Genomic DNA, 22,557 nt, shown 5'->3' on the forward strand with positions numbered 1-22,557 from the left:
TCGAGGACCGACAGCGCCCCTCGCCACGGTCGCTGCGCGTGGTCCGCGCGGTCCGGCATGGATTTTCAGACCTTATACCAGCCTTGGAGGCCCGATGGCTTACTTCGACAAGCGCTACCATGCACCGGGCACCGCGCCCGGGACGCTCGATACGCCGGCGGGCTCGGCCTACTTCACTTTGCACCTCACCGACTACAGCGCCGAGCGCTTCGAGGAGCAGCACGACGTGCCGATGGAGGCCGCACGGGCCTACCTCGCCCACGATACGGTGACCTGGGTCCACGTGCAGGGCACGCCGGACGCCGAACTGCTCACGCAGCTCGGGGAATTGTTCGATCTGCACCCGCTGGCCTTGGAGGATGTGCGCAACAGCGGCCAGCGCGCCAAGGCCGAGGTGAACGGCGACCAGGTGTTCGTGATCCTCAACCAGCCTCTGCCGACCGGGGCGGGGATGGGCGCGGCGCAGCTCAGCCTGTTCATGGGCGCCGGCTACGTGGTCAGTTTCCACAACGGGCCCGAGGATCCCTTCGAGCCGGTGCGCAAACGCCTGCGCGCCAGCGGCGGGCGGTTTCGTGCCCGCGGCGCGGATTACCTGCTCTACGCGCTGCTCGACCTGATCATCGACCAGGGCTTTCCCTTGCTGGAGGCGTACGGCGAGCGGCTTGACGCCCTGGAGGATGAACTGCTCGAGCAGCCGAGCGTCTCCTGTCTCGGCGAGCTGCACGCCGTGCGCCGCGACCTGTTGGCCTTGCGGCGGATCTATTGGCCGCAGCGCGAGGTGCTGATCGCGCTGCTGCGAGAGGAGGTGCCGGCCTTCGGTGAGGCCGTGGACCCCTACCTGCGCGATTGCCAGGATCACCTGCTGCAGATCATGGAGTGGATCGACGCCTACCGCGAGGTCGCCGCCGGGCTGCTCGAGCTGTACCTCTCGAGCGCGAGCCATCGCTCCTCGGAGAGCCTGCGCTGGTTGACCATCATCGCGACGCTGTTCATACCGCCTACATTTATCGTGGGCCTGTACGGGATGAACTTCGATCCCGCCGTCAGCCCGTGGAACATGCCGGAGCTGCAGGCCTACTTCGGTTATCCCGCCGTGCTGCTCTTCATCGCGTCGGTTTTCGGCGTGATGCTGTGGCTGTTCCGGCGCAAGAAGTGGTTCTGAACAAAGAGAGGTAACGGCATGAGACAGGTAGTGCTCGCCCTGGGGCTGGTGGTCGCGCTGGTCGTCCCGCTGGGCGCCGCGCAGGCGGCCGAACTCGAACGCTGGGCCGAGGTGGACGTGGCGCCCGGCAACATCACCGTCAGCGAGCGCGGCCATGTCTTGATCAGTCTGCACCAGTTCTTCGAACCCAACGTGCGGGTGGCCGAGGTGGCGGCGGACGGTCGCCTGACGCCGTTTCCCAATCCGCTGTGGGCGCGCGGCGTGAGCCAGGCCGGCGAGGGCGTCGATACCGTGCTCGGCATCCAGGCGGCCGGCGATCTGGTGTGGATGCTCGACAACGGCATGCGCGGCGGCCAGACCCCGCGGCTGGTCGCCTGGGACCTCGAGCGTGACGCGCTCGCGCACGCCATCGAGCTGCCGCCGCCCGCCACGGTGGAGGGCAGCTTCGTCAACGACCTCGCGGTCGATGTGGAGGCGGGTTACGTCTACATCGCGGACCCCGCCGGCGGCTCGGATGCGGCGCTGATCGCGGTGGAGATCGAGACCGGGGAGGCGCGGCGGCTGTTGCAGGGGCACGCGAGCGTGGTGCCCGAGGACGTGGATCTCCTGATCGAAGGCGAGCCGGTGCAGGTCCGCCGCCCCGACGGGTCGCTGCAGCGCCCGCGGGTGGGGGTGAACCCCATCGCGCTCGATGCCGACGGGGAGTGGGTCTACTTCGGGCCCATGCACGGCCTGAGCCTGTACCGCGTGCGGGCCGCGGACCTGCGCGACACGGGGCTGGACGACGAGGCACTGGCAGAGCGTGTGGAGCGTTACGCCGACAAGCCGATCAGCGATGGGATCTCGATCGACACCGCGGGCAACATCTACGTCACCGACCTCGCCGGTTCCGCCATCGGCGTGATCGACGCGCAGCGCCGCTACCGGGTGCTCGCCGCCGACGCGCGCCTGCTCTGGCCGGACGCGCTCAGCTACGCCCCCGACGGCCACATGTACGTGGTGGCTAACCAACTGCACCGTTCGGCGCGCCTGAACGCGGGCGAGGATGTCAGCGAACCGCCGTTCGCCATCTTCCGGTTCCGGCCGCTGGCCGAGGGGATGGTGGGACGATAAGGCGCCGCGCCTCAATCCAGCGCCGTCGGCGTCGATGCCTCGCCGAGGTGTTGGGTGAGGAAGGCGTCGAGGCCGCGCAGGTAGTCTCTCTCACTATCCAAGAACCCCGTGTTGTGGCTGCCGCGCAGGGTGAGCAGCGCCTTGGGGTCGGGCGCGGCGGCGTACAGCCGCGCGCCGTGGCGATGCGGGATGATCTCGTCATCGCGGCTGTGGACCACCAATACCGGCGTGCGCGCGTCGCGCACGTACTCGAGCGTGGGATAGTGCAGGCGCGCGAGCAGGCGCACGGGCAGGAAGGGGTAGAGCTCGGCGCCGAGCTCCGGTGCGCTGGTGAAGCCCGACTCCAGGATGAGGGCCCCGGCGTCGGTGCGCGTTGCCGCCCAGGCGGCGAGCGCCGCCCCCAGCGAGCGCCCGAACAGCACGATCTCCGGCGGCTCCAGACCGCGCGTTTCCAGCGCGTAGCGCAGCACGGCGGCGGCGTCGCGGTGCAGGCCCGTCTCGCTGGGCCGCCCCTCGCTGCGGCCATAGCCGCGGTAGTCGAACAGCAGGACCGACAGCCCCAGGCGGTGGAACTGGCGCAGCGAAGGCAGGCGGTGAGAGATGTTGCCGGCGTTGCCGTGAAAGAAGATCAGCGTGGCACGCGCCTCGGGATGCGGGACGAACCAGCCGTGCAGTAGAACGTCGTCGTCGGTCAGGATGTGCAGGGGCTCGTAGGCGAGCCCGATGTCCTCGGGCGTGGCAACGAGCGCCCGCCCCGGCATATCCGGCAGGTGCATCAGGCGGCTCTGGCCGAGATAGGCGGCCAGCATGAGCAGGCCGTAAGCAAGCCCTAACAGCAATGCTAAGGTCAACAGCATGCGCATCGTTCGACTCTCTACCGTTTTGCTGCCCTGGCATTCCGCCGCGCCGGCTCGTGGTGATTTTCAGCCTATCACGGCGGCCCGCGTTTGGTGGTCCCTGGTGCTGCTGGTCGTGCTCGGGCTGCTGGGCGGCTGCGCAGCGATCGAACGCAACTACGAGGCGGCGCTGCTGCTCGGCGATCTACGCGCGGGCGATGGGCCGAGCCGGCTCAAGGATCGTGCGCCGGAGCCCGTGCGGGAGACGGTCGGCTACGAGGCCTATGGGCGCACGTTCGTCGCTGACGTCTATCAGCCGGGCGAGCCGGCACGCGCGGTGCTCATGTTGATGCACGGGTTCAGCGAGGAGGGCAAGGACGACCCGCGCCTGACGGCGGTTGCGAGCACCTTCGCGCGCGCGCGCTTTACCGTGGTGGTGCCGGACATCGAGAGCCTGCGGCGCTTCGAGGTGCGGGTGGATAACGTGGAGGACGTGCTCGCGGCCTTCCAGTACGCGCAGCGCGAGGGGCTCGTGGAGGGCAGGCCGCTGGGTGCCGCGGCATTCAGCTACGGCGTGGGGCCGGTGATGTTGGCGGCCCTGGAGCCTGACGCGCGCGAGCAGGTCGACTTCATGGTCGCCATCGGTGGGTATTACGACATCGTCGAGGCGCTGGGCTTCGTCACCACGGGCTGGTTTCGCGAAGACGGGGAGTGGGTGTACCGCGAGCCGAACATTGCCGGCAAATGGCTGGTGCTGCCCGCCTATACCCATCGGCTGGAGGACGAGAATGACCGGCGCCTGCTGCGGGAGATCGCGGAGCGCAAGATGGCCGATCCTGAAGCCGACGTGGAGGACCTCGCGCAACAACTCGGGCCGGACGGGCGCGCCATGTACGACTTGACCGTGAATGAGGACCCGCAGCGCGTGACGGAGCTCGTGCGGAGGCTACCCGAGGACGTACGGGCGGAGCTGCGCGCGCTGGATCTCGCCAACGAGCCCCTGCAAGAGCTGCACGCGCGGCTGCTGTTGATACACGGCAGGGACGACGACATTGTGCCGCCCACGCATAGCATGGCGTTGGCCGAGGCGGTGGGCGATGAGCAGGCGGATCTGCGCTTGGTCGGCGGGCTGTACCATGTGGACATCGATCCGGGGCTGCGCGATGCGTGGCGGCTGTGGCGCGCCGCGGCGGCGCTACTGCGCCTGCGCGACGGCTGAGGCGCAATGAAAGAAAGGCCCCTTGCGGGGCCTTTCGGTACCGATGTGCGCCTCCGGCGCCGGCTGTTACCGGAAGAAGTACACGAAGTTGGCCTGCAGCGAGTCGATGGTGTCGCGCTGTACGTACTCGCCGCGCAAATGCATCTGCGGCGTGAAGCGGTAGGCGGCGCCGAAGCCCCACAGCAGACCGTCGTCGTCGCCGAAGTCCGCACCCAGCCGGCCCAGCAGGTCGATGCGCTCGTTCAGGGCCCAGGCGCCGAGCGCGCTGGCCCATACGCCCTGGGCGCTGGTCGAGCCCACACCCGGCACGGGCGGATCGGGATCGAAGTCGCGGGTGTCCATGTAGCCGAGCTCGACGCCCGTGCGGATCTGGCCGAACGCGGCCAGGTTGTGCCCCACGAACACCTGCATGCCGAGCGAGTCGTCAAAGCCGCTGAGTTGGTTCAGGCTCAGGCCGGCACCGACCCACATGTTCTCCATGCCGGGCGGCGGTTGCTGCTGCGCGTAGGCCATCGTGGTGCCGAGACTGAGCGCGAGTGCCAGTGCTGTCTTCTTCATTACAAGTCCTCCGTGACTTTGTTGTTGATGCACACAACCGCGCCCGCCGCCTGGCTTCCTGCCTGGGGCAAGACTGCTCGGTTGCACTCCGAAAAGTATAGACAATGGCGGGCGTTACAGGCCGCCGACGTTGGCGGCGGGCCACTTCGCCGCCACTCGGAGGGGTGATGCGCGCACGCAACACTTTTAGGGAGTGCCGCGTTATCAGGGCCTTCCCGCCGTAGGGGGATGCGCCGGGAGGGGAGCTCCAGCCGTTGAGCACGGCGCATAGCGAGAACGCGCTGGTTGTGCCTTCAGGAGGCTGCGAAGCCGGAGGCCTCCGTTCAGATCCTACTCAAGCCATCCGTGCGGCTTGGCGTGCCTCGGTCTGCTGCAAGATGAAGGGTCGCGAGACCCGGTGCAGCTCCAGTGGATGGTGGAAATTGATGGTGTGGGCGAGCCCGGGCAGCACGCGCAGTCGCGCGTCGGGAAGCAGGTCGACGATGCGTGACGCCCACTCGGCCGATACCACGGGATCGACGCTGCCGCGAACCACCAGCGTGGGTTGCCGTACCAGGGGCAGCCGCTGCTCGGGACGGTCGGCGAGCAGGTACTGGAAGGTGCGTCTGGCGCGCCCGAGACCCGCCTTCCAGTAGTCACGGGCGGGCATCAGGCCGAACGAGGGCTCGCGCGTCGCGTTCACCGCGAGGCGCGCGATCTGGCGCAGTGCCGAGCGTGCGCCCGGGTCGTCGGTGGGTCCCTGCAGAATCAGCGCGCGCACCTTGTCAGGATGGCGCACGGCCAGATGCAACATGATCTGACAGCCGAGCGAGTTGCCGAGCAGCACCGGGCGGTCCAGTGCCATGGTGTCGATCCACTCCGCCAGTGCATCGGCCAGCTCCTCGAGGGTCAGCGCCTGCGGCGGCTTATCGCTGTCGCCGAAGCCGGGCAGGTCGGGCGCGTAGACGCGAAAGTCGCCGCGCATGACCTGCATGAGCGGCACCATGTACGCGCTGGAGATCACCAGGCCGTGCACCAGCACCACAGGCGGGTCGCTATGGCGCGCGTCGGTGTCGGCCACGCGCGCGTGCATGCGCCCGCGGCTGATGGTGCGCCACTCGGCGCGGATGCCGCTGTTCGGGTCTTGCTCGGGTGTCGCCATGGCGGTGCTCCAGCGCGTTGAAGACGGGCAGGACAGCCATTTTTCAATCTACGGCTAAAGCGTAGCCGGGAAGAACGGATTCGCCGCGGGGGGCAGCGCGGTGGTTTAAGCGCGGAGGGGGAAGGCGTCCAGCACGTGGTCTTCGAGGTCGCCGGCGTCCCCTTCGGCGCACGCGTAGCCGCGCACCGAGATACCGGCCGCGTGCACGCTGTCGGGATCGCCGCTGCAGAGCGGGTGCCACGCCGGAAGATCCTGCCCACGCGCGAGGCGCCGGTAGGCGCAGCTGTCCGGCAGCCAGTTCGCGCTGCCGACCTCCTCGGGGCGCAGCGTGAGGCAGTCGGCGACCTGACGGCGGCGGTTCGGGTAGTCGGTGCAGCGGCAACTACCGATGTCGAGCAGTCGGCAGGCGACGTCGGTGTAGTACACCTCGCCGCTGTCCTCGTCTTCCAGCTTATGCAGGCAGCAGCGGCCGCAGCCGTCGCACAGCGACTCCCACTCGGCCGGCGTCATCTCGGCCAGGGTCTTGCGCCTCCAGAAGGGCTCAGACATCGGACAGGTCGGAGGGAAGCAGCACGCCGAGGGCCACCAGCAGCCAGGCCATCAGAAAGGCGGTGCCGCCGATCGGGGCCACCGCGCCCCAGCCGGTCTCGCCGCTCAGCGCGAGGATGTACAGGCTGCCGCTGAACAGCACCACGCCGAAGGCCATGAGCCAGCCGGCCCAGGCGAGATAGAGGGTGGGGCGCTGTTTGTGCAGCGCGCCGATCAGGATCAATCCCAGGGCGTGCCACATGTGGTAGCGCACGGCCGTTTCGAAGACCTCGGCATAGCCGAGGTCCAGCAGGCGCGACTCCAGGCCGTGGGCCGCGAAGGCCCCCATAGCGACGCCGAGCAGCGCCGCGAAGGCCCCCACCGAAACCAGTACGCGATCCACCTCAGGGATGCTCCGCCGCGATGGCGCGCAGGCGCGGAACCTCCAGCCCGGCGGCATCGGCGTGCATGAGCGCGCGCGTGAGCCGCGCCGGGGCGCTGCGGCCCATGCACTTGTGCTCGGGGTCGCCCTCGATGGCCTCCACCATGCCGGCGATGAGCCGTGCCCGGTCTAGCGTACGGCCGGTCAGCCCTTCTTGGATGTCGATCACCTCGTCGGCCACTTCGCGGGCCAGCGCATTGTGCTCGCGCCAGAGGGCGTCGACCGTGCCGCCGACCACCAGGCCGGCGATGTTCACGGTGAGGATGTAGACGTTCTTGCGGACCAATTCGTAGAGCATTTCGTCCGCGTCGTCGACGACGCGCGCGGGGATGTCGATACGCGTCAGTGCGTTGCACAGCAGGTCTGCGTGCGGCCCGTAGACGGGCGAGGGCAGCAGCACCTTGACGTCCTGGCCCTTCTTCTTTTCGAACCACACCGCGACGACCGTGGGGTCCGGCACCGCGTGACGCTCCCAGTCGCCCGGCAGCAGTTCGTTCTGCAGCAACGCCAGGCGCGTGCGCCAAGCGTCGGGCATGCTTTCGAGTACAGGGTGCAAGTCGTCCTCGGCGACGGCCACCAACACCAGCTTCGGACCGGGCGTCTCGCGCGCCGCGGCACCGAGGTCGATCTCGCGCGTCACCGGCATCACGGGATGCCCCGTGCGCAGCAGACCGCGCGCGAACACGCCGCCCATCTCGCCCAGACCGACGATGACGATGCTGTCTTTCACGCGGCACCCTCCGGCTTGCGGCGCGCGCGCACCGCGAGGTGCGTGCCGTCTTCGATTACGCGCAGCAGGCGGTCGATGTTGGGGTGACGTCCGGGGCTTTGGCGCGCCTCGTCGGCATATTCGGCGAACAGCTCCAGGCCTTTCTCCGCGGCCTGCGGTCCGATGCCGCCGAAGTCGAGCGCCAGCTTGTAGTAGACCGCCAGCGAACCGGCCTGCCCGGGAACGTTCTCGATGACGCCGACCGGCTCGTGACCGTCCGGCCCATAGAGTTCGATGCGCTCGAGCCGGTCCACCGCCGGCAACTGCGCGAGGTTCTCGCAAAACGTCGGCATTTAGCGTGCTCCACAGGTGAATCCCGTCATTCTACCTGATCTTACGGCGCGACGAAGCCCGCCCTGGGCGCCCGCGCGGGCGGCCGCGACTTCAGGGCAGGCGAGGCGCGATGCGTTGCGCCCGCGGCGGTGCGGGGCGATCCGGGCTCTCCCGTAGCCAGGCGATGAGGTCCGTCTGTAGCTCGCGGACGGCGCGCTCGCGTGCCTCGGGGGTGGCGCCGTCGCTGTCCCTGAGGATGCGCAGGATGAGCTTCCACTTGGGACCGCGCAGCGTGCGGGCGGCCTCGCCGAGCGAACGGGCCCCGCGCGCGAGGCCGGGCGCGGGCGCGTCGAAGTCCGACCAGCGCGGATGATCCATCGCCTTGCGCAAGGCGGGCGGCAGCTTGTCGGTGTAGGCGTGTGCCTCGCCGGCCTGCGCCGGGGTGACCGCCGCCTGACTGGCGTGGCCGCGATGTTCGAGGCCGGCCACGAGTTGCAGGTTGCGGGTGGCGATCAGGCGCAGCACGGCCTCGCTCACCGCCAATGTGCGCAGGCCCTCGAACCTCTCGCGGTAGAGGTTGCGCAGCGGGCGCCGCGCGCCGACCACGGCGCCGCCCAGGATGCCGAGCAGTGTCGGCAGGCCGAACAGCGTGCCGAACGCGGCCACGTCGATGGCGGCACCGGCGCCGGCGCCGCCGGTGATCGGGCCGAGGGAGGCGAGGCCGTAGCGCTTCAGCGTGTCGGGGTCCAAGGGGTCGCGGCGCCAGCCACCGCCGTGCGCGTCGGCATACTCGAAGTCCTCATGGACCCGCGCGCCGAGGATCTCCGGGCTGTAGTTGAAGGCCTTCAGGATCTCCACGGTGAGCCGGCGCTCGCGTTGGCGGGCGTAGGTCTCGAGGCGACCGGCCGCAGCGTCTAGGGCAGCGGCATCCTGGTGCGGCGCCTGCGCTTCGGCCGCGGCGAGATCGATCAAGGCCTCGGCCAGGGCGCGGGCCGCGGCCTGCAGACGCCAATCGGTCGCCTCGCTCCGCGCGCGGATCAGCCCATCCAGGGCGGCCTCGGCCGCGGGGAGCACCGCGCGCAGGGTGCGATAGAGGCGCCGCTCCGAGGCCCAGTCGTAGACCACGGCGTCGAACGCCACCACGTTGTGCTGGCCGATCTCGGCCAGGCGCGCACGCCATTCGTCGGCGCGGCCCGGTTGCGCGGTGAAGTTCAACAGCGGCAGCAGCGGGCGGCCGCACAGGGCGAGGATGGCGATCTCGTCGAGGTATTTCTCCAGCACGGGTTCGCGCGCGTCGATGACGTACAGCGTCGCGTCGCTGAGCAGCACCTGGCGCAGCACCAGCGACTCCTGGGCGAAGCGCGCGTCGGCGCTCGCTACCACTTCCTCCACCACCGCGGGACGGTCGTGACGCCCCTGGATGCGCTGCTCGAGCAGTTCGTGCAACTGGGCGGAGTTCTCCAGCCCCGGCGTGTCGTAGACCGTGATGCGCAGTTGGTCGGTGTCGATCAAGCGCAGCGGCTCGATGCGCCGGGTGGTGGCGGGGGAGGGCGAGACGGCACCGAACTCGGCGGTGCGGCCCAGGGTGCGCAGCAGCGACGTCTTGCCGGTGTTGGTGTGGCCCGCCACGACCAGGTGGAGTTCTTGTGCCATGGGGCTAGCAGCCTTGGCCCTGCCCGGCGCCGGACGGACCTAGTGAACGCGAGGGCGAGGCCGTGGTTCTCATGTGCTTAGCCTACACCGCTCTCGCGCAAGGCCTGCTCGAGCGCGGATTGATCCAGCGCCGCCAGGGCCTCCGTGTCCAGCACGCGCACCGCCTGCACGCCCGCCTTGCCGGCCGCGGTGCGCCAGTCGCGCTCGCGTTGCGCGAGGTCGATGCCGCGTGCCTGAGCCGCGGCCGACTCCGCCAGCACGAGCAACAGCGGCGCGCCCGCCGTCTCGCCGATGTCGACGAGCCGCACGGTGGCGCCGCGGTCGGGGCTGCGGGCCATGGAGGCCACCGCAAGCACGAAGCGCGGCGGCGTGCTCAGGCTGCGCAGCCCCGCCAGCGCGGCGGCCATCTCGGCGCGCGTGCCGACGTGGCCCGCGTCGACCACGCGCCACTGCGCGCCCCGCGGCGGCCAGTGCCCCGCCTCGTCGAGTTCCAGACCCACCAGCACGAAGTAATCCCCGCGGCCGAGAGGCGCGCGGCGCGGGGCGCGCGCGGGCGCCGGAATCGTCGGGGCCGGGCCGGCGGGAGGCGCCGTCTCGGCCTGGCGCAGCGCGAGCAGTGCCTCCTGGAACAGGGCGTGCCCCTGGTCCAGGCGCAGCCGGCGCGCGACGCGCCACGCCTGCAGCAGGCACAGCAGCCCGAACGCCAGGCGCGGCAGCAGGGCGTACACCACCAGGGCGACGATCAGAAACTGCCCCCAGGCCATGCGCCCGGCGCCGGGCGCCTCGCCGCCCAGGCGGGTGGCCTCCAGCAGGGCGCGGTCGGGCGCGGGCAGGCCCAGCGCGTCGGGCAGCCAGCCGAGGCTCAGGATGAGCCGGGCCGCCGCGTCGTCCGCCAGGATGGTGGTGCCCCACACGAAGTCGTACTGCGCGACGCTGAGGCTGACCACGCTGTAGAGCAAGGCGCCCAGCGCGAACGCCAGCCACGCAGCGTGGGTGATGGCGCCCAGCACCCAGCGGTCGAGCCCGTCGCGGAACAGCACCTCTCGCAGCGCGGACACCGCCAGGCGGCGCTCGGTTTGCGCGGCGCGCTCTTGGAGCGAGAGTTGCGCGAGCCGCCGTGCCGATTGCGTGCCGAGCCACGCCAACGCGTGGCCGATCACGCCGCCCGTCAGCCAGTCGGCCCCGCCGCGCCTGCGCCCGGCCAGCGAGGCGGCGAGGAACACCAGCCAGAGCAGGAGCAGCGCGAGTTGCACCCCGATCAGGGCGACCATGGCCTCGACGATGTTGATGGTCGTGCCTGTGCGGGTGAGCACCGAGGCGGCCGTCGAGTAACCGCCTGCGAACACCACCACGAGCAGGACGATCAGGGTGAACTTCAGCCACCAACCGACGGCGGCGAGTGCGGCCCCGAAGCGCTCGGCGGCCGCGCTGTGGGCGACCCACTGCAGCAGGCGGTGCTCGTCGTCGCCGCGCGCCTCACGCGCGCGCCGTGCGCCCGCAGTGTCATCGAGCAGCAGGGCCCTGGCGTCCGGGTGGCGCCTTAGCGCTTCGGCGATCAGCAGGGCCTTGAGTCGACCGCTCATGACGCCCCGCGCTACGCCCCGTTCGGCCAGAACAGGTAGAGCAGCACCAGCCCCAGCACGATGCGGTAGGCCACGAAGGGCTGCATGCCGATGCGTTTGATGAAGGCGATGAAGTAGTAAATGGTGAGATAGGCGCTGATGCCGGCCACCACCGCGCCGATGAGCATGGCGCCCCACGGCACCGGTTCGCCGAGACGGATCAGGTGCACGGTCTCCAGTCCCCCCGCCAACACGATCACCGGGATGGACAGCAGGAACGAGAAACGGGCCGCGGCCTCCCGGCTCAGGCCGAGCAGCAGCGCGGCCGTGATGGTGATCCCCGAGCGCGAGGTGCCGGGAATCAGCGCCAGGGCCTGGGCGCAGCCGATGAACAGCATGTCCCAGACGCTCAGCGAGTGCTCGTTGCGTCCCGTGCGGTGGCGCCAGTCCGCCCAGCCGAGCAGCAGGCCGAAACCGATCAAGGCCCAGGCCATGATGAGCGGCGAGCGCATGCCCTCGGCGATCACGTCACGGAAGGCGAGTCCGGCGAGGCCGACGGGAATGGTGCCGAGCAGCACCCACCAAGCGAGTTTCGCGTCGGGCGTGATCTCGCGGGTCACCAGCGAACGGGTCCAGTCGCGCGACATCGCGAGCAGTTCATGCCGAAAGTAGAACACCACGGCGCTGAGCGTGCCCACATGCGTCGCCACGTCGAAGGCGAGCCCCTGGTCCTCCCACGCGGTCAGCACCGGCACCAGAATCAGGTGGGCGCTGCTCGAGATGGGCAGGAATTCGGTCAGCCCCTGCACGACGGCAAGGACCAGCGTCTGCAAAAGATCCATAGATAATTGTCGTTCTGTGTGTGCCTAGCCGGTCAGAGCAGCACCGCCGTGGCGATCGAGAAATAGATCAGAATGCCCACCACGTCCGCGATGGAGGTGATGAGCGGCGCACTGGCCGTGGCGGGGTCCAGGTTGAAGCGGCTCAGCAGGAAAGGTAGCAGGATGCCGATCATACTGCCGATGACGACCACCAGCATCATGGCGAGCGACACCACGATCGCGACGTCGGTGCCGCCGCGCCAGAACCCCAAGCCGAACACCACCACCGCCACCGTCGCGCCGAGCGCCAGGGCGACCCCGAACTCCTTGGCCCACAGCCTGAACCAATCGCGAGCCTCCACGTCGCCGGTGGCCAGTGCGCGCACCATCAGCGTCGCGGCCTGGGCGCCGGCGTTACCCCCGCTGGCAACGATCAGCGGCAGGAAGAACACCAGCACGATCACCGCTTCCAGGGTCGCTTCGAAATAGGCGAGGCCCGCGCCGCTGAAGATGTTCACGAAGGTGAGCAGGGTCAGCCAGCCGACGCGCTTGCGGTAGAGCAGGCTCGCCTTGGCGTCGCGCAGGCTGAGGTCGATGGTGCCGACGGCACCGATCTTGTGGAAGTCCTCGGTGGTCTCCTGTTCGGCGACGTCCATCACGTCGTCCACCGTCACCAGACCGAGCAGCACGCCGTGCTGGTCGATAACCGGCAGCGCCTCGAGGTCGTAGTGACGGATCAGCCGCACCGCTTCCTCGCGGTCCTGCCATGCACCGATACTGACGAAGTAGCCCGGCATGAGGTCCGAGACGTGCGCGTCCGGCTCGGTGAGGATGAACTGCTTGATCTTGATGGCGTCGAGCAGTTTGCCCTGGTCGTCGGTGACGAAGATGACGTTGACCGTCTCGCCCTTTTGGCTCTGGGCGCGGATATGCTCCAGGGCACGCGAGATGCTCCAGTCCGGATGTACCGCGACGTAGCGCGGCGTCATCAGGCGTCCGGCGCTTTGCTCCGGGTAACCGAGCAGCTTGAGCGCCTGCTTGACGTCGGCCGGCGTGAGCCACTTGAGCAGGCGCTCCACGCCCTCGGGCGGCAGACTCTCCAGCAGCGCCGTGCGGTCGTCGGGCAGCAGGTTGGTGAGGACGTGGCGGCCTTCGGCGTAGTTCAGGTGGTCGAGCAGCTCCACCTGGCCACCGATGTTCAGATAAGAGAACGTGGGTGCCCAGCGCTCGCGCGGCAGCAGGCGTAAGACGCGCAGGCGCGCGCCGACGTCCATCGCATCGAGTTGCTGCGCGATGTCCTGGACGTGCATCTGCTCGAGCGCGGCAGGGACCTCGTCCCAGCGGTCCTGCTCGATCAGCGCCCCGAGGTTGACGGTCAGTTCGTCCGGCTTGTTCTGTTCCATATCCGTTCTCTCGCTGACGGATTCCAAGGCGCTGATCCGATCAGGCTACCGACACCGGTCATGACGCAAGCAGAGCAAAGCCCACGCTTTTCGCTGTGCGTGGTCTGAGCCATCCGGGATGGATGGATTCAGACCTTCCCGCGGCACATGGAAGTGCCGCCGTGATCAGCGGCCATAGGCCGTTGATCACGAAGCACAGTGAAAACCACGCTTTTCGCTGTGCGTGGTCTGAGCCATCCAGGACGGATGGATTCAGACCTTCAATCAGTACCGCACGGCAAAGCCTACGATGAACCAATGGTCTGCGTCATTGCGCAGGGTGCGCCCATAGCTGATGTCGAGGTGCTTGTCCGCGCCGGTGACGGGCAACGCACGCAGACCCAGCTGCGCGGCCCGCTCGCCGCGGTCGGTACCGTACACCTCCGCGATGCCATGCAGGTGCGCCGTCAGCGTGCGATCGATGCCGACGCCCCCGCGCACGGCACGTTGGCGCGGGCCCTCTCGCTGTTCGGTGGCGCCCAGGTTGAGGTGTGCGACGGTCGCGCCCTGCGCAAAGGGTATCGACACCGGCAGGTTGAGCACGTACTCGACGATGCGGTCCTCGGTCCGATCATGCACGGCCGCCGCACTGAGCGCCCAGCCCCAGCGCTGGTCGGTCAACTCGCGCCCCAGCCACTTGCCTTGCAGCATGTAGGCGCGCTGCCAGCCCTCTGCGCGTAGGAAGTCGCCTTTGAGGGTGAGCTCCAGGCTGCCTATGCTGCAGGCGGGTGCGGCGTTGATGGCGTAGTCGCCGCCCTCCAGGCGCGTGTACCAGGCCTCCAGTTGGCAGGTGCCGGGGTCGGCGATGGCCGCGTCGTCGATCTCGTAATGGCCGCCCGCGGCCCACAGGGGAGGAGTGACGAGTGCGCCGAGGATGAGGCCGAGTCGGCGCTTGTCGTTGTTGATCATTGTCAGTCCCCTGGGTCGGCGTCATTCAGCGTCGCGTGCGCATCCCGGGACGGAGCATGACGACACACGACCGCCATGCACACTGCCTGTGCAGGTACGCATTACGCAGATGTTTCGGCAAATTGGGCGCGCCTGCTTCTAGCGGCGTCGCACCAGGCTGTCGGTACGTGGGGTATTGCAGGATTATTTTGATGCAACCTGCCTGTCACCGCTCCCTGGGACAGGCACGGCGCGCGGTCGAGGACGGCCGACGACGGCTGGAAAAGGGGCGGGGATCAATCCACGTAACTACAACTGTCGGTATCCAAGACTACTGGTCCTTTGCTTCGCAAGGCGCGCACAGCTTAGCCAGCCGTTTGAAAGGTGTCAAAACCCGCGTTGCGGCGCTTTGTCCGCGACGGCGTATCCTCGCGGGGGAGTGGTCTCGTCTAGAGGTCGCGCCGTGAGGCAGCCAGGGGCGCCGCGCCGGGACTCGCCGGCGCGGGCGTCGCCGGCGGCTGTTCGTCCTCCCCCAGCACGATGCTGTGCGTGAACAACACCGAGTTCGGGATCAGGATGCGCTGCGGGCCGCGCTGCAGGGTGGTGTAGCGCAGGTCGATGCCGGTGACGATGCCGTCGAAGCCCGCGACGTTGATGTACGCGCCGCGCCGGAACGGCTTGTAGATCAAGACCAGCACCCCGGCGAGCAGGTTCGACAGCGCGTCGCGCAGCGCAAAGCCCAACGCGAAGCCGGTGAGCCCGAGTCCGGCGATGAGCGCGGAGACGTTGATGCCGATGGTGCCTAACGCCGAGATGGCACCGATCACGATCAGGCCGTACTTCATCGCCTGGCCGACCAGTTCGACCACGTCGCGCGCCGCCTGGTCGCCGCCGCGTCCGATGCGCGCGGTGATCCGGCACACCGCCCAGCCGAAACCCCAGAATACCCCCAGTATCAGCAATCCCGCCCCGATGCGCGGCAACAGCCGCAGGGCGTCGTCGAGCAAGGCTTCCACCGCTCCCCCCGGGTTGGCGCCCGCACGCGGCGGGCAGCAGCACTCTGGGGAAAGTGTAGCCTTCCGTTTCAGTTGCTTGCATCGGCGCCCGGCGCCTCCCCGGGCACCTCGTCCGCCGGCGCGTCCGCGGGCGCGGGGTCCGGCGGCAGCTGCATGGACACCAGAAACGTCGCCAGCAGCACCAGCAGCCCCACCACGGCGATGGCCCCCACCGGGTGCGCGCCTTGGCCCGCGGCGTAGGTGTACACGCCGACCGTTGTAAGCATGGCGAGGTTCTCGAAGAAGTTCTGCAGGGCCACGGCGCCGCCGCTGCCCACGGTGCGATGCCCGATCTCTTGCAGCGCGGCGTTGACCGGCACCATGAACAGGCCGCCGCAGACACCGATGTACACCAGCACCAAGTAGGCGGGGAGCAGGGCCTGCACCTGAGTGAGCGCGAGGATGCCCAGGCCCATGAGGTAGGCGGCCAGACGCGCGCGGCGCAGGCGCTCGATCGGGATGAGACGCGGCACGAGGATGGCGCCGATGACGATCCCGACGGCCAGCGCCAGGGTCAGCTCGGCAATGTCGGCCGCGCTCTGGGTGGCCAGCACCAGCGGCGCCCAACTCACCAGCACCAGGCGCAGCACCGCGGCGGCGGCCCAGAACAGCCCTGAGCCCAGCATTACAAAGCGCGCGCGCTGGGAGGCGAACAGCGCGCGCATCATGCGCCCGAAGTGACGCACGCCGCTCTGGGCCGCGTGCAGGGCCTGAGTGCGCGGGATCAACAGCGTCGCGGTGAGCGACAGGACGTAGCACGCGGCGGCCAGCAGCAGGGCGGCGGTGATGGAGCTGTCCGCCACGCGCGCACCCACCACCGTGCCGAGGATGATGGCGACGATGGTCGAGCCCTCGATCCAGCCGTTGGCTTGCACCAAGCGGGTGTGAGCCACCATCTCGGGGAGGATGCCGTACTTCGCCGGGCCGTACACGGCGGCGCCGACGCCGACCAGCGCGTAGGCGGCGATCGGGTCCACGCCCGCCAGCATCAGGGCGACGCCCGCCCCCTTGAGCACGTTGCCGATCAGCAGCACCTGGGCCTTGGGGCGGCTGTCCGCGAACGCCCCCACCCACGGCGCGAGCGCCACGAAGGCCACCAGGAAGGCCGCCTGCATGGCGGGTACGTACCACGGCGCGGTGTCCGCCGTGTGCAGCACCATCGCGATGGCGGTGAACAGGATCGCGTTGTCGGCGAAGGCCGTGAGGAACTGCGCCACGAGCAGCGCGTACACCCCGCGGTTCATGCGACCGCCTCCTCGGCGAGCGTCTGGAGCTTGGCGTAGTCCGTCTTGCCGCTGCCGAGCACCGGGATGGTCGGTACCACGACCACGCGTTTGGGCACGTTGATCTCGCCCAGGCTGTCGCGCTGCGCCCGCGCCACGAGCTCGGCGCGCGCGGCATCGGGCTGGCTGGTGTAGAGCACCAGGCGCTCGCCCTTGTTCGCGTCGGGCACGCTCACCACCGCGTGCTGCGCCTGCGGCCAGGTGCGCGCGGCGAGTTCCTCGGCCGTGGTCAACGAGACCATCTCGCCGCCGATCTTGGCGAAGCGCTTGGCACGGCCGCGGATATGGACGAAACCGCGTTCGTCGACGCTCACGATGTCGCCCAGGTCATACCAGCCGGGACCCTGCGCGGTGGCCGGCGGCACCAGCTCGCCCGGCCGCTCGGGCAGCAGGTGGCCGAGCATGACGTTGGGCCCGCGCACCGCGAGGCGCCCGCCCTCGCTCACGCCGGGTACCGGCTCCAGGCGCCACTCGATGCCGGGCAGCAGCCGGCCGGTGGAACCGGCGAGGAAATCCATGGGCGTGTTCATGCTGAGCACCGGGCTGGTCTCGGTTGCGCCGTAGCCCTCGAACACGCGGATGCCGAACTTCTCGGCCCACACGCGCCGCGTCTCATCCTGCAACTTCTCCGCGCCCGCGAACACGTAGCGAATGCTGTAGAAGTCGTAGGGATGGGCGTGGCGCGCGTAGCCCTTCAGGAAGGTGTTGGTGCCGAACAGCACCGTCGCGTTGATGTCGTAGGCCACCTCGGGGACGATGCGGTAGTGCAGCGGCGAGGGATAGAAGAAGGTGCGCATGCCGGACAGCAGCGGCAGCAGCGTGCCGGCCGTGAGGCCGAAGGAGTGGAACACGGGCAGGGCGTTCAGGATCACGTCCTGCGCACTGAAGGCGATGCGCGCGGCGATCTGCTCGCGGTTGGCGAGCAGATTGGCGTGCGAGAGCACCACCCCCTTGGGCGCGCCTTCGGAGCCGGACGTGAACAGCACGACCGCGGGATCGTCCGGACGCGCGCGACGCTTGTGCCAGCGGGCGTGGTAGGGGAACAGCGCGGCACGCAGCTTGTCGAGCGGGTCGAGGCGCGCGGCGAGGTCTTCCAGATAGATGACGGTGGTGTGCGCCGCCAGCGCCTGCACCGCGGCGTCGAGCTTGGCCGCGGCGACGAAGCGCCGGGAGGTGTACACGACCTCAACGCGCGCGGTGCGGCAGGTGGAGGCGAGCGCGCGGGCGCCGAGGGTGTAGTTGAGCATGGCGGGCACGCGGCCCTGTATGTGCAGCGCGAAGAAGGCGACCGCGGCGGCGGTCGCATTGGGCAACATCAGGCCGACGGTGTCCCCCGGTCGGGCGTCGGGCGCCATCGCGCGGCCGAGAGCGTACGCGCGGGCGAGCACGGCGTTGTAGCTCAGCGGGCGGCGCTGGATGTCCTCCACCACGCGTTTGCGCCCGCCGTGCACGCGCCGGGCGTCCAGCAGCGCCTCGAGCAGCGTGCGGCGGTAGTCGGAACTGGCGAACATCATCTGGGTCATCACGTCCGCCAGCGCGGCGCCCGCGTGGTGGCGCCGCGCGCGGCCGCGCACCTCTTCCGGGACCTCGAGGCGCACGGGCGGCTGGATGGCGAGGCGGATGCGCGGGAACCAGCGCAGCCGCACCCGCCCGCGCAGGCGCGAGAAGGGCGTGTACTGCGCGCCGTCGATACGCACCGGCAGCAAGGTCGCGCCGGACTTGTCGGCCACCATGCCGGTGCCGTCGTAGATCTTCATCAGCGAGCCGGTGACCGTGATGCGCCCCTCCGGAAAGATGACGGCGCGGCGGTCCTCCTGCAGATAGCGGATCAGCGCGCGGGTCGCGTAGGGGCTGGTGGGGTCCATGGGAAAGGCGTCGACTAGGCGGATCAGCGGGCGCAGCCACCAGCGTGCGGCGACGTGCGTGTTGACGGCGAAGGTGAGCCGGTCGGGGAGGAACACCGCGAGCAGCAGGGCGTCCAGGAAGGAGGTGTGATTGGCGACCACCAATACTCGCTTGCCCGCCGCGTGATAGTGCTCCATGCCGCTCAGTTCGACGCGGTAGAGGCGGGTCAGCAGTAGGCGCAACAGCCATTTGAGCGCATTCATCGGGAGTTCCCCCTTTTCTTGTTGTTGTACGGCTTCTCGTTGTTGTACGGCGGCGTCGATCAGGCGCGCGCGGTGTAGCCGCGCAGATAGTTCGTTACCAGCGAGTCGATCAACTCATGCGCGGCCGGCGCGTCCGGCGTGTCGAGGCGCTCGGTCATGGCGAGCACGGTCACTCCATGCACGCCGCTCCACAGGGCACGCGCCGCGGCGGCGAGTTCCTCGGCGGGGCGGTCCGGGCAAATGTCGCGCAGTAGCCGTTCCACGACGGCGAACATGCGCTCCACCTTGACCTGAAACCACGCGGGGCGCGGCGTCGGCAACGGGTGTTCGAACACAAGGCGCCACAGGGAGGCGTTGCGCCGCGCGAACTGCGCGTACGCGCGGGCGAGCGCCAACAGGCGCGCGGCGGGGTCGCCCTCGCGTGCATCGACCTGCTGTAACGCCTGGTCGAGCGCATCCAAGGTGTCGGCGTTGATGTGCAGCACGAGGTCGTCGAGGTTATCGAAGACGAGGTAGAGGCTGCCGACGGTGTAGCCGATGGCCGCCGCCACCTTCCGCGTGGTGAGGGCTCGATAGCCGTGGTCGGCGACGATGCCCTTGGCCGCGGCGAGCGCCATGGCCTTGATCTCGTCCCGGGTGTGGTCACTGCGTCGTGCCATAGGGTCCCACTTGTTCTTCTTGGCGCCGCTTCATGGTGAAGCGGGGAAACTAAACGGTGTTCAGAATGCTAGCACTTAGTTGAACGGTGTTCAATAACTAGGAAAACAAGCCGGGGTCGGGCCCAGGGCGCGGAATCAGCGTGTTCCGCTAGTCGCTCAGCCCGTGTTGCGCATGCCCGCGGCGATGGCGTTGATGGAGCGCAGCAGCGGGTCGAGCCACTGCTCGCGCTCTTCCTGGGATAGCGATTCGTCGCGGTAGCGGCGCAGCAGCGTGATCTGGATGTGGTTGAGCGGGTCCAGGTACGGGTTGCGGCGCGACAGCGACAGCGCCAGGGTGGGGGTCTCCTCGAGCAGGCCGTGGATCTGCGCGACCTCCAAAACGTGGTGCACGCTGCGCTCATGCTCTTCGCGTACGGCGTGGTAGATGGCGTGGCGGCGCTCTTGGTCGGGACACAGCCGGGCGTATTCGGCCGCGATGCCCATGTCGGCCTTGAACAGCGCCATCTGGCTGTTGCCGAGCAGGGCGCGGAAGAACGGCCAGTCGCGGTACATCGCGCGCAGTTGTTGGCGCCGCTGGGGATCGCCCTGCTGCCACGTCTCCAGGGCGCCGCCGATGCCGTACCAGGCGGGCAGCGTGTGGCGCGACTGCGCCCAACCGAACACCCAGGCGATGGCGCGCACCGAGGCCTTGGAGCGGTCGCCCGGTTTACGGTGCGAGGGGCGCGAGCCGATGTTGAGCAGGCCGATCTCGGTGACCGGGGTGGCCTCGTAGAAGTAGTCGAGGAAGCCAGGCGTGCGGTCGGTCAGGTCGCGGTAGCGCTCCTCGCCGATGCGCGCGAGCTCGTCCATGATCGCCAGGTGCTGGGGGTCGTCCTCGTGCGGCGGCTCGACTAGGCAGGTGCTGGCCTTCAGCAGCCCGGTGGCGCCCATGGTGAGTTCGTACACCGCGGTCTCGATGTTGCTGTACTTGTAGGACAGCACCTCGCCCTGCTCGGTGAACTTGATCTCGCCGTGCACCGTGCCGCGCGGCTGCGAGACGATGGACTCGTGGGTGGGGCCGCCGCCGCGGCCGATGGTGCCGCCGCGGCCGTGGAACAGGCGGCAGTGGATGCCGCGGTCGGTGGCCATGCGCGTGATGACCTTCTGCGCTTGGTAGAGGCTCCAGGTCGAGGAGAGGATCCCCCCGTCCTTACAGGAATCGGAGTAGCCGAGCATCACCTCCTGGGTGTTGCCCGCGGCCTTCAGCAGCCCGGCGTAGGTCGGATTGTCCAGCAGGGCAGCCATGACCGGCTCGACGTGGTCCAGGTCCTCGATGGTCTCGAACAAGGGCGCGACGCTCAGTCGACAGTACAGCCCGTCCGCATCCCGCCCCACGAGCCCCGCCAGGCGGGCGAGGAACATCACCTCCATGACGTGGCTGGCGGTATGGGTCATCGACACCACATAGCTGCCGAAGGTGCGCGGGCTGATCTCCCGGCGCATGGCGGCCATGACGTCGAACACCTCCAGGGTCTCGCGCGTCGCGTCGCTGACTCCCTCGCGCGCGAGTTCGATATCGTCCCGCTCGATCAGCCGCGCCAAACGTTCCAGGCGCTCGGCCTCGTCCCACTGCGCATAATCGCCCTCGCCCAGGGCGCGCACGATCTCCGTCACGGCTTCGCTGTGTCGGGTGGATTCCTGGCGCAGGTCCAGGTGGACCAGGGAGAAACCGAAGGTCTCCACCAGGCGGATCAGGTCCTTTAAGGACCCCTCGGCGATGTTGCGGTCGCCGTGCGCGATCAGCGAATCGCGGATCAGGTACAGGTCCGCCAGCAGTTCCGCTTCGTTGGGGTAGGCGGCGCGCCCGTCCACCGGCTCGGCGCCGTTCAGGCGCGCGTCGATGCAGTGCAGCGAGGCGCGCAGGCGGTGGCGCATGAAGTACAGCTTGCGCCGGTAGGGCTCGCGCCGAAACCGCTCGGGGCGCTCGGTGAAAGGCTCGGGGAAGCGCCGCTCGTAATCCTCGAGGTCGGCGAGGAATTCCTCGGTGGGCGAGCAGAGCTGGCTGGAGTGGGTAAGGACGCGCGCCAGCGCACACACCCGGTCGAGATACTCGCGCACCACTTCGCGCGCCTGCATGCGCACCGCTTGGGCGGTGGTTTCGGGCTTCACGTACGGGTTGCCGTCGCGGTCGCCGCCGATCCAGGAGCCGAAGCTCAAGAAGCTGGGGATGGTCAGCGGCGTCTCGTCGGGGCCGGTGGGGTAGATGCGCTCCAGCGCCTTCTCGAAATTGCGGTAGGTGTCGGGCACCGCGCGGAACAGGCTCTCGCGAAAATAGAACAGGCCGTTCTTGATCTCGTCACGCACCTGCGGGCGGTGCGCGCGCACTTCGTCGGTCTTCCACAGGACCTGAATCTCGGCCTCGAGCTCGCGGATGATCGCGTTGCGCTGCTCCTTTCCGAGCCGGGTATCCGACAGCTGCTCGCTGGTGACGAAGATGCGGCGCAAGGCCTCCATCACCGTGCGGCGCTTGGATTCGGTGGGATGTGCGGTGAAGACCGGCGTGTAGCGCAGCTTGTCGAGCAGGAACTGGAGCTGCTCGCGGTCGACGCCGCGCTCCTTGAGCTCGCGCAGCGTCGCATCGAACGAGCCCGTCCACAGCGGCCCGCCGATGCGGATCTGGCGCCGGCGCTGGTGGTGCTGGTAGGCCTCTTCGGCGATGTTGACCAGGCTGAAGTAGGTGCTGAAGGCGCGCGCCACGTGGGTGAGGGTGGTGCCGTCCAGGCGCTCGATGAGCTTGCTCAGCCGCGCGCGCTTGTCGGCGTTGTCCTGCTTGCGCAGGCTGATGTAGCCCTTGCGCAGGGTCTCCACCGAGGCAAGCACGTGCTCTCCGGCCTGCGTGTACAGCACCCTGCCGAGGAGGTTGCCGAACAGGCGGACGCGGGTACGCAATGGTTTGTCGCTGGGCATGCTTGTCATGGTTTGCGAGGGGCGCGTGAGGGGCGCCGAGCGGCTGCAAGGGTGCGCATTATAACCGCAACCGGTTGAGGGTCCGCCACCCGGGGCGGC

At 69.1% G+C, this 22,557-nt stretch carries 20 protein-coding genes; 3 read left to right on the forward strand and 17 right to left on the reverse strand.

The window, feature by feature from the left end:
• The first annotated feature begins 94 nt into the window (after positions 1 to 94).
• Together corA and HUS23_12230 are read left to right on the forward strand one after the other, a co-directional pair.
• Positions 95 to 1,162 carry a magnesium/cobalt transporter CorA gene (gene corA, locus HUS23_12225; GenBank protein ID QKT04517.1) on the forward strand — a complete coding sequence of 356 codons (1,068 nt, stop codon included), beginning with the start codon at positions 95 to 97 and terminating at the stop codon, positions 1,160 to 1,162.
• Positions 1,163 to 1,180: 18 nt separating this feature from the next.
• The gene (locus HUS23_12230; GenBank protein QKT04518.1) at positions 1,181 to 2,275 is read left to right on the forward strand and encodes a hypothetical protein; all 1,095 of its coding nucleotides are present in this window, start codon (positions 1,181 to 1,183) and stop codon (positions 2,273 to 2,275) included.
• A gap of 11 nt (positions 2,276 to 2,286) precedes the next feature.
• Here HUS23_12230 and HUS23_12235 read toward each other — a convergent pair whose 3' ends face one another.
• The gene (locus tag HUS23_12235) at positions 2,287 to 3,132 is read right to left on the reverse strand and encodes an alpha/beta hydrolase (protein QKT05076.1); all 846 of its coding nucleotides are present in this window, start codon (positions 3,130 to 3,132) and stop codon (positions 2,287 to 2,289) included.
• Here HUS23_12235 and HUS23_12240 point away from each other — a divergent pair.
• On the forward strand, positions 3,131 to 4,330 hold the full coding sequence (locus tag HUS23_12240; GenBank protein QKT04519.1) for an alpha/beta hydrolase: 1,200 nt from the start codon (positions 3,131 to 3,133) through the stop codon (positions 4,328 to 4,330). The genes HUS23_12235 and HUS23_12240 overlap by 2 nt on opposite strands.
• Before the next feature lie 66 nt (positions 4,331 to 4,396).
• Here the strand turns inward: HUS23_12240 and HUS23_12245 are convergent, their stop codons facing one another.
• From HUS23_12245 to ppc, 16 genes are all read right to left on the reverse strand, one after another.
• A complete protein-coding gene (locus HUS23_12245) occupies positions 4,397 to 4,888 on the reverse strand; it encodes a porin family protein (GenBank protein ID QKT04520.1) in 492 nt (163 codons plus the stop codon).
• Between the two features lie 334 nt (positions 4,889 to 5,222).
• Positions 5,223 to 6,029, reverse strand: coding sequence for an alpha/beta hydrolase (locus tag HUS23_12250; protein ID QKT04521.1), 807 nt, complete (start codon positions 6,027 to 6,029; stop codon positions 5,223 to 5,225).
• A gap of 105 nt (positions 6,030 to 6,134) precedes the next feature.
• Complete coding sequence (locus HUS23_12255) at positions 6,135 to 6,578, reverse strand: YcgN family cysteine cluster protein (protein ID QKT04522.1); 444 nt, start codon at positions 6,576 to 6,578, stop codon at positions 6,135 to 6,137.
• On the reverse strand, positions 6,571 to 7,017 hold the full coding sequence (locus tag HUS23_12260) for a DUF423 domain-containing protein (GenBank protein QKT04523.1): 447 nt from the start codon (positions 7,015 to 7,017) through the stop codon (positions 6,571 to 6,573). Before HUS23_12260 ends, HUS23_12255 begins: the two co-directional genes overlap by 8 nt.
• Complete coding sequence (locus HUS23_12265; protein QKT04524.1) at positions 6,962 to 7,729, reverse strand: hypothetical protein; 768 nt, start codon at positions 7,727 to 7,729, stop codon at positions 6,962 to 6,964. The genes HUS23_12260 and HUS23_12265 overlap by 56 nt, the downstream gene beginning before the upstream one ends.
• Entirely contained in the window at positions 7,726 to 8,061 is a 336-nt protein-coding gene (locus HUS23_12270; protein ID QKT04525.1) for a DUF2322 family protein, read from the reverse strand. Before HUS23_12270 ends, HUS23_12265 begins: the two co-directional genes overlap by 4 nt.
• 91 nt (positions 8,062 to 8,152) lie before the next feature.
• Positions 8,153 to 9,694, reverse strand: a complete 1,542-nt coding sequence (locus HUS23_12275; protein ID QKT04526.1) for a GTPase/DUF3482 domain-containing protein — start codon at positions 9,692 to 9,694, stop codon at positions 8,153 to 8,155.
• A 77-nt stretch (positions 9,695 to 9,771) separates the two neighbouring features.
• Entirely contained in the window at positions 9,772 to 11,277 is a 1,506-nt protein-coding gene (locus tag HUS23_12280) for a DUF2868 domain-containing protein (protein ID QKT04527.1), read from the reverse strand.
• Between the two features lie 11 nt (positions 11,278 to 11,288).
• Positions 11,289 to 12,098, reverse strand: a complete 810-nt coding sequence (locus HUS23_12285; protein QKT04528.1) for an undecaprenyl-diphosphate phosphatase — start codon at positions 12,096 to 12,098, stop codon at positions 11,289 to 11,291.
• A 32-nt stretch (positions 12,099 to 12,130) separates the two neighbouring features.
• Complete coding sequence (gene mgtE, locus HUS23_12290) at positions 12,131 to 13,480, reverse strand: magnesium transporter (protein QKT04529.1); 1,350 nt, start codon at positions 13,478 to 13,480, stop codon at positions 12,131 to 12,133.
• A gap of 264 nt (positions 13,481 to 13,744) precedes the next feature.
• Positions 13,745 to 14,428: a hypothetical protein gene (locus tag HUS23_12295; GenBank protein ID QKT04530.1), complete on the reverse strand. Its 684-nt coding sequence runs from the start codon at positions 14,426 to 14,428 to the stop codon at positions 13,745 to 13,747.
• A 428-nt stretch (positions 14,429 to 14,856) separates the two neighbouring features.
• Positions 14,857 to 15,423, reverse strand: coding sequence for a mechanosensitive ion channel (locus HUS23_12300; protein QKT04531.1), 567 nt, complete (start codon positions 15,421 to 15,423; stop codon positions 14,857 to 14,859).
• 68 nt (positions 15,424 to 15,491) lie between these two features.
• Complete coding sequence (gene lplT, locus HUS23_12305) at positions 15,492 to 16,706, reverse strand: lysophospholipid transporter LplT (GenBank protein QKT04532.1); 1,215 nt, start codon at positions 16,704 to 16,706, stop codon at positions 15,492 to 15,494.
• The gene (locus tag HUS23_12310; GenBank protein ID QKT04533.1) at positions 16,703 to 18,853 is read right to left on the reverse strand and encodes an AMP-binding protein; all 2,151 of its coding nucleotides are present in this window, start codon (positions 18,851 to 18,853) and stop codon (positions 16,703 to 16,705) included. The genes lplT and HUS23_12310 overlap by 4 nt, the downstream gene beginning before the upstream one ends.
• A gap of 59 nt (positions 18,854 to 18,912) precedes the next feature.
• On the reverse strand, positions 18,913 to 19,512 hold the full coding sequence (locus HUS23_12315) for a TetR/AcrR family transcriptional regulator (protein ID QKT04534.1): 600 nt from the start codon (positions 19,510 to 19,512) through the stop codon (positions 18,913 to 18,915).
• A gap of 156 nt (positions 19,513 to 19,668) precedes the next feature.
• Positions 19,669 to 22,467, reverse strand: a complete 2,799-nt coding sequence (gene ppc, locus HUS23_12320) for a phosphoenolpyruvate carboxylase (GenBank protein QKT04535.1) — start codon at positions 22,465 to 22,467, stop codon at positions 19,669 to 19,671.
• Between the last annotated feature and the right edge of the window lie 90 nt (positions 22,468 to 22,557).

This window comes from Ectothiorhodospiraceae bacterium 2226 (assembly GCA_013348725.1).
Classification (GTDB): domain Bacteria; phylum Pseudomonadota; class Gammaproteobacteria.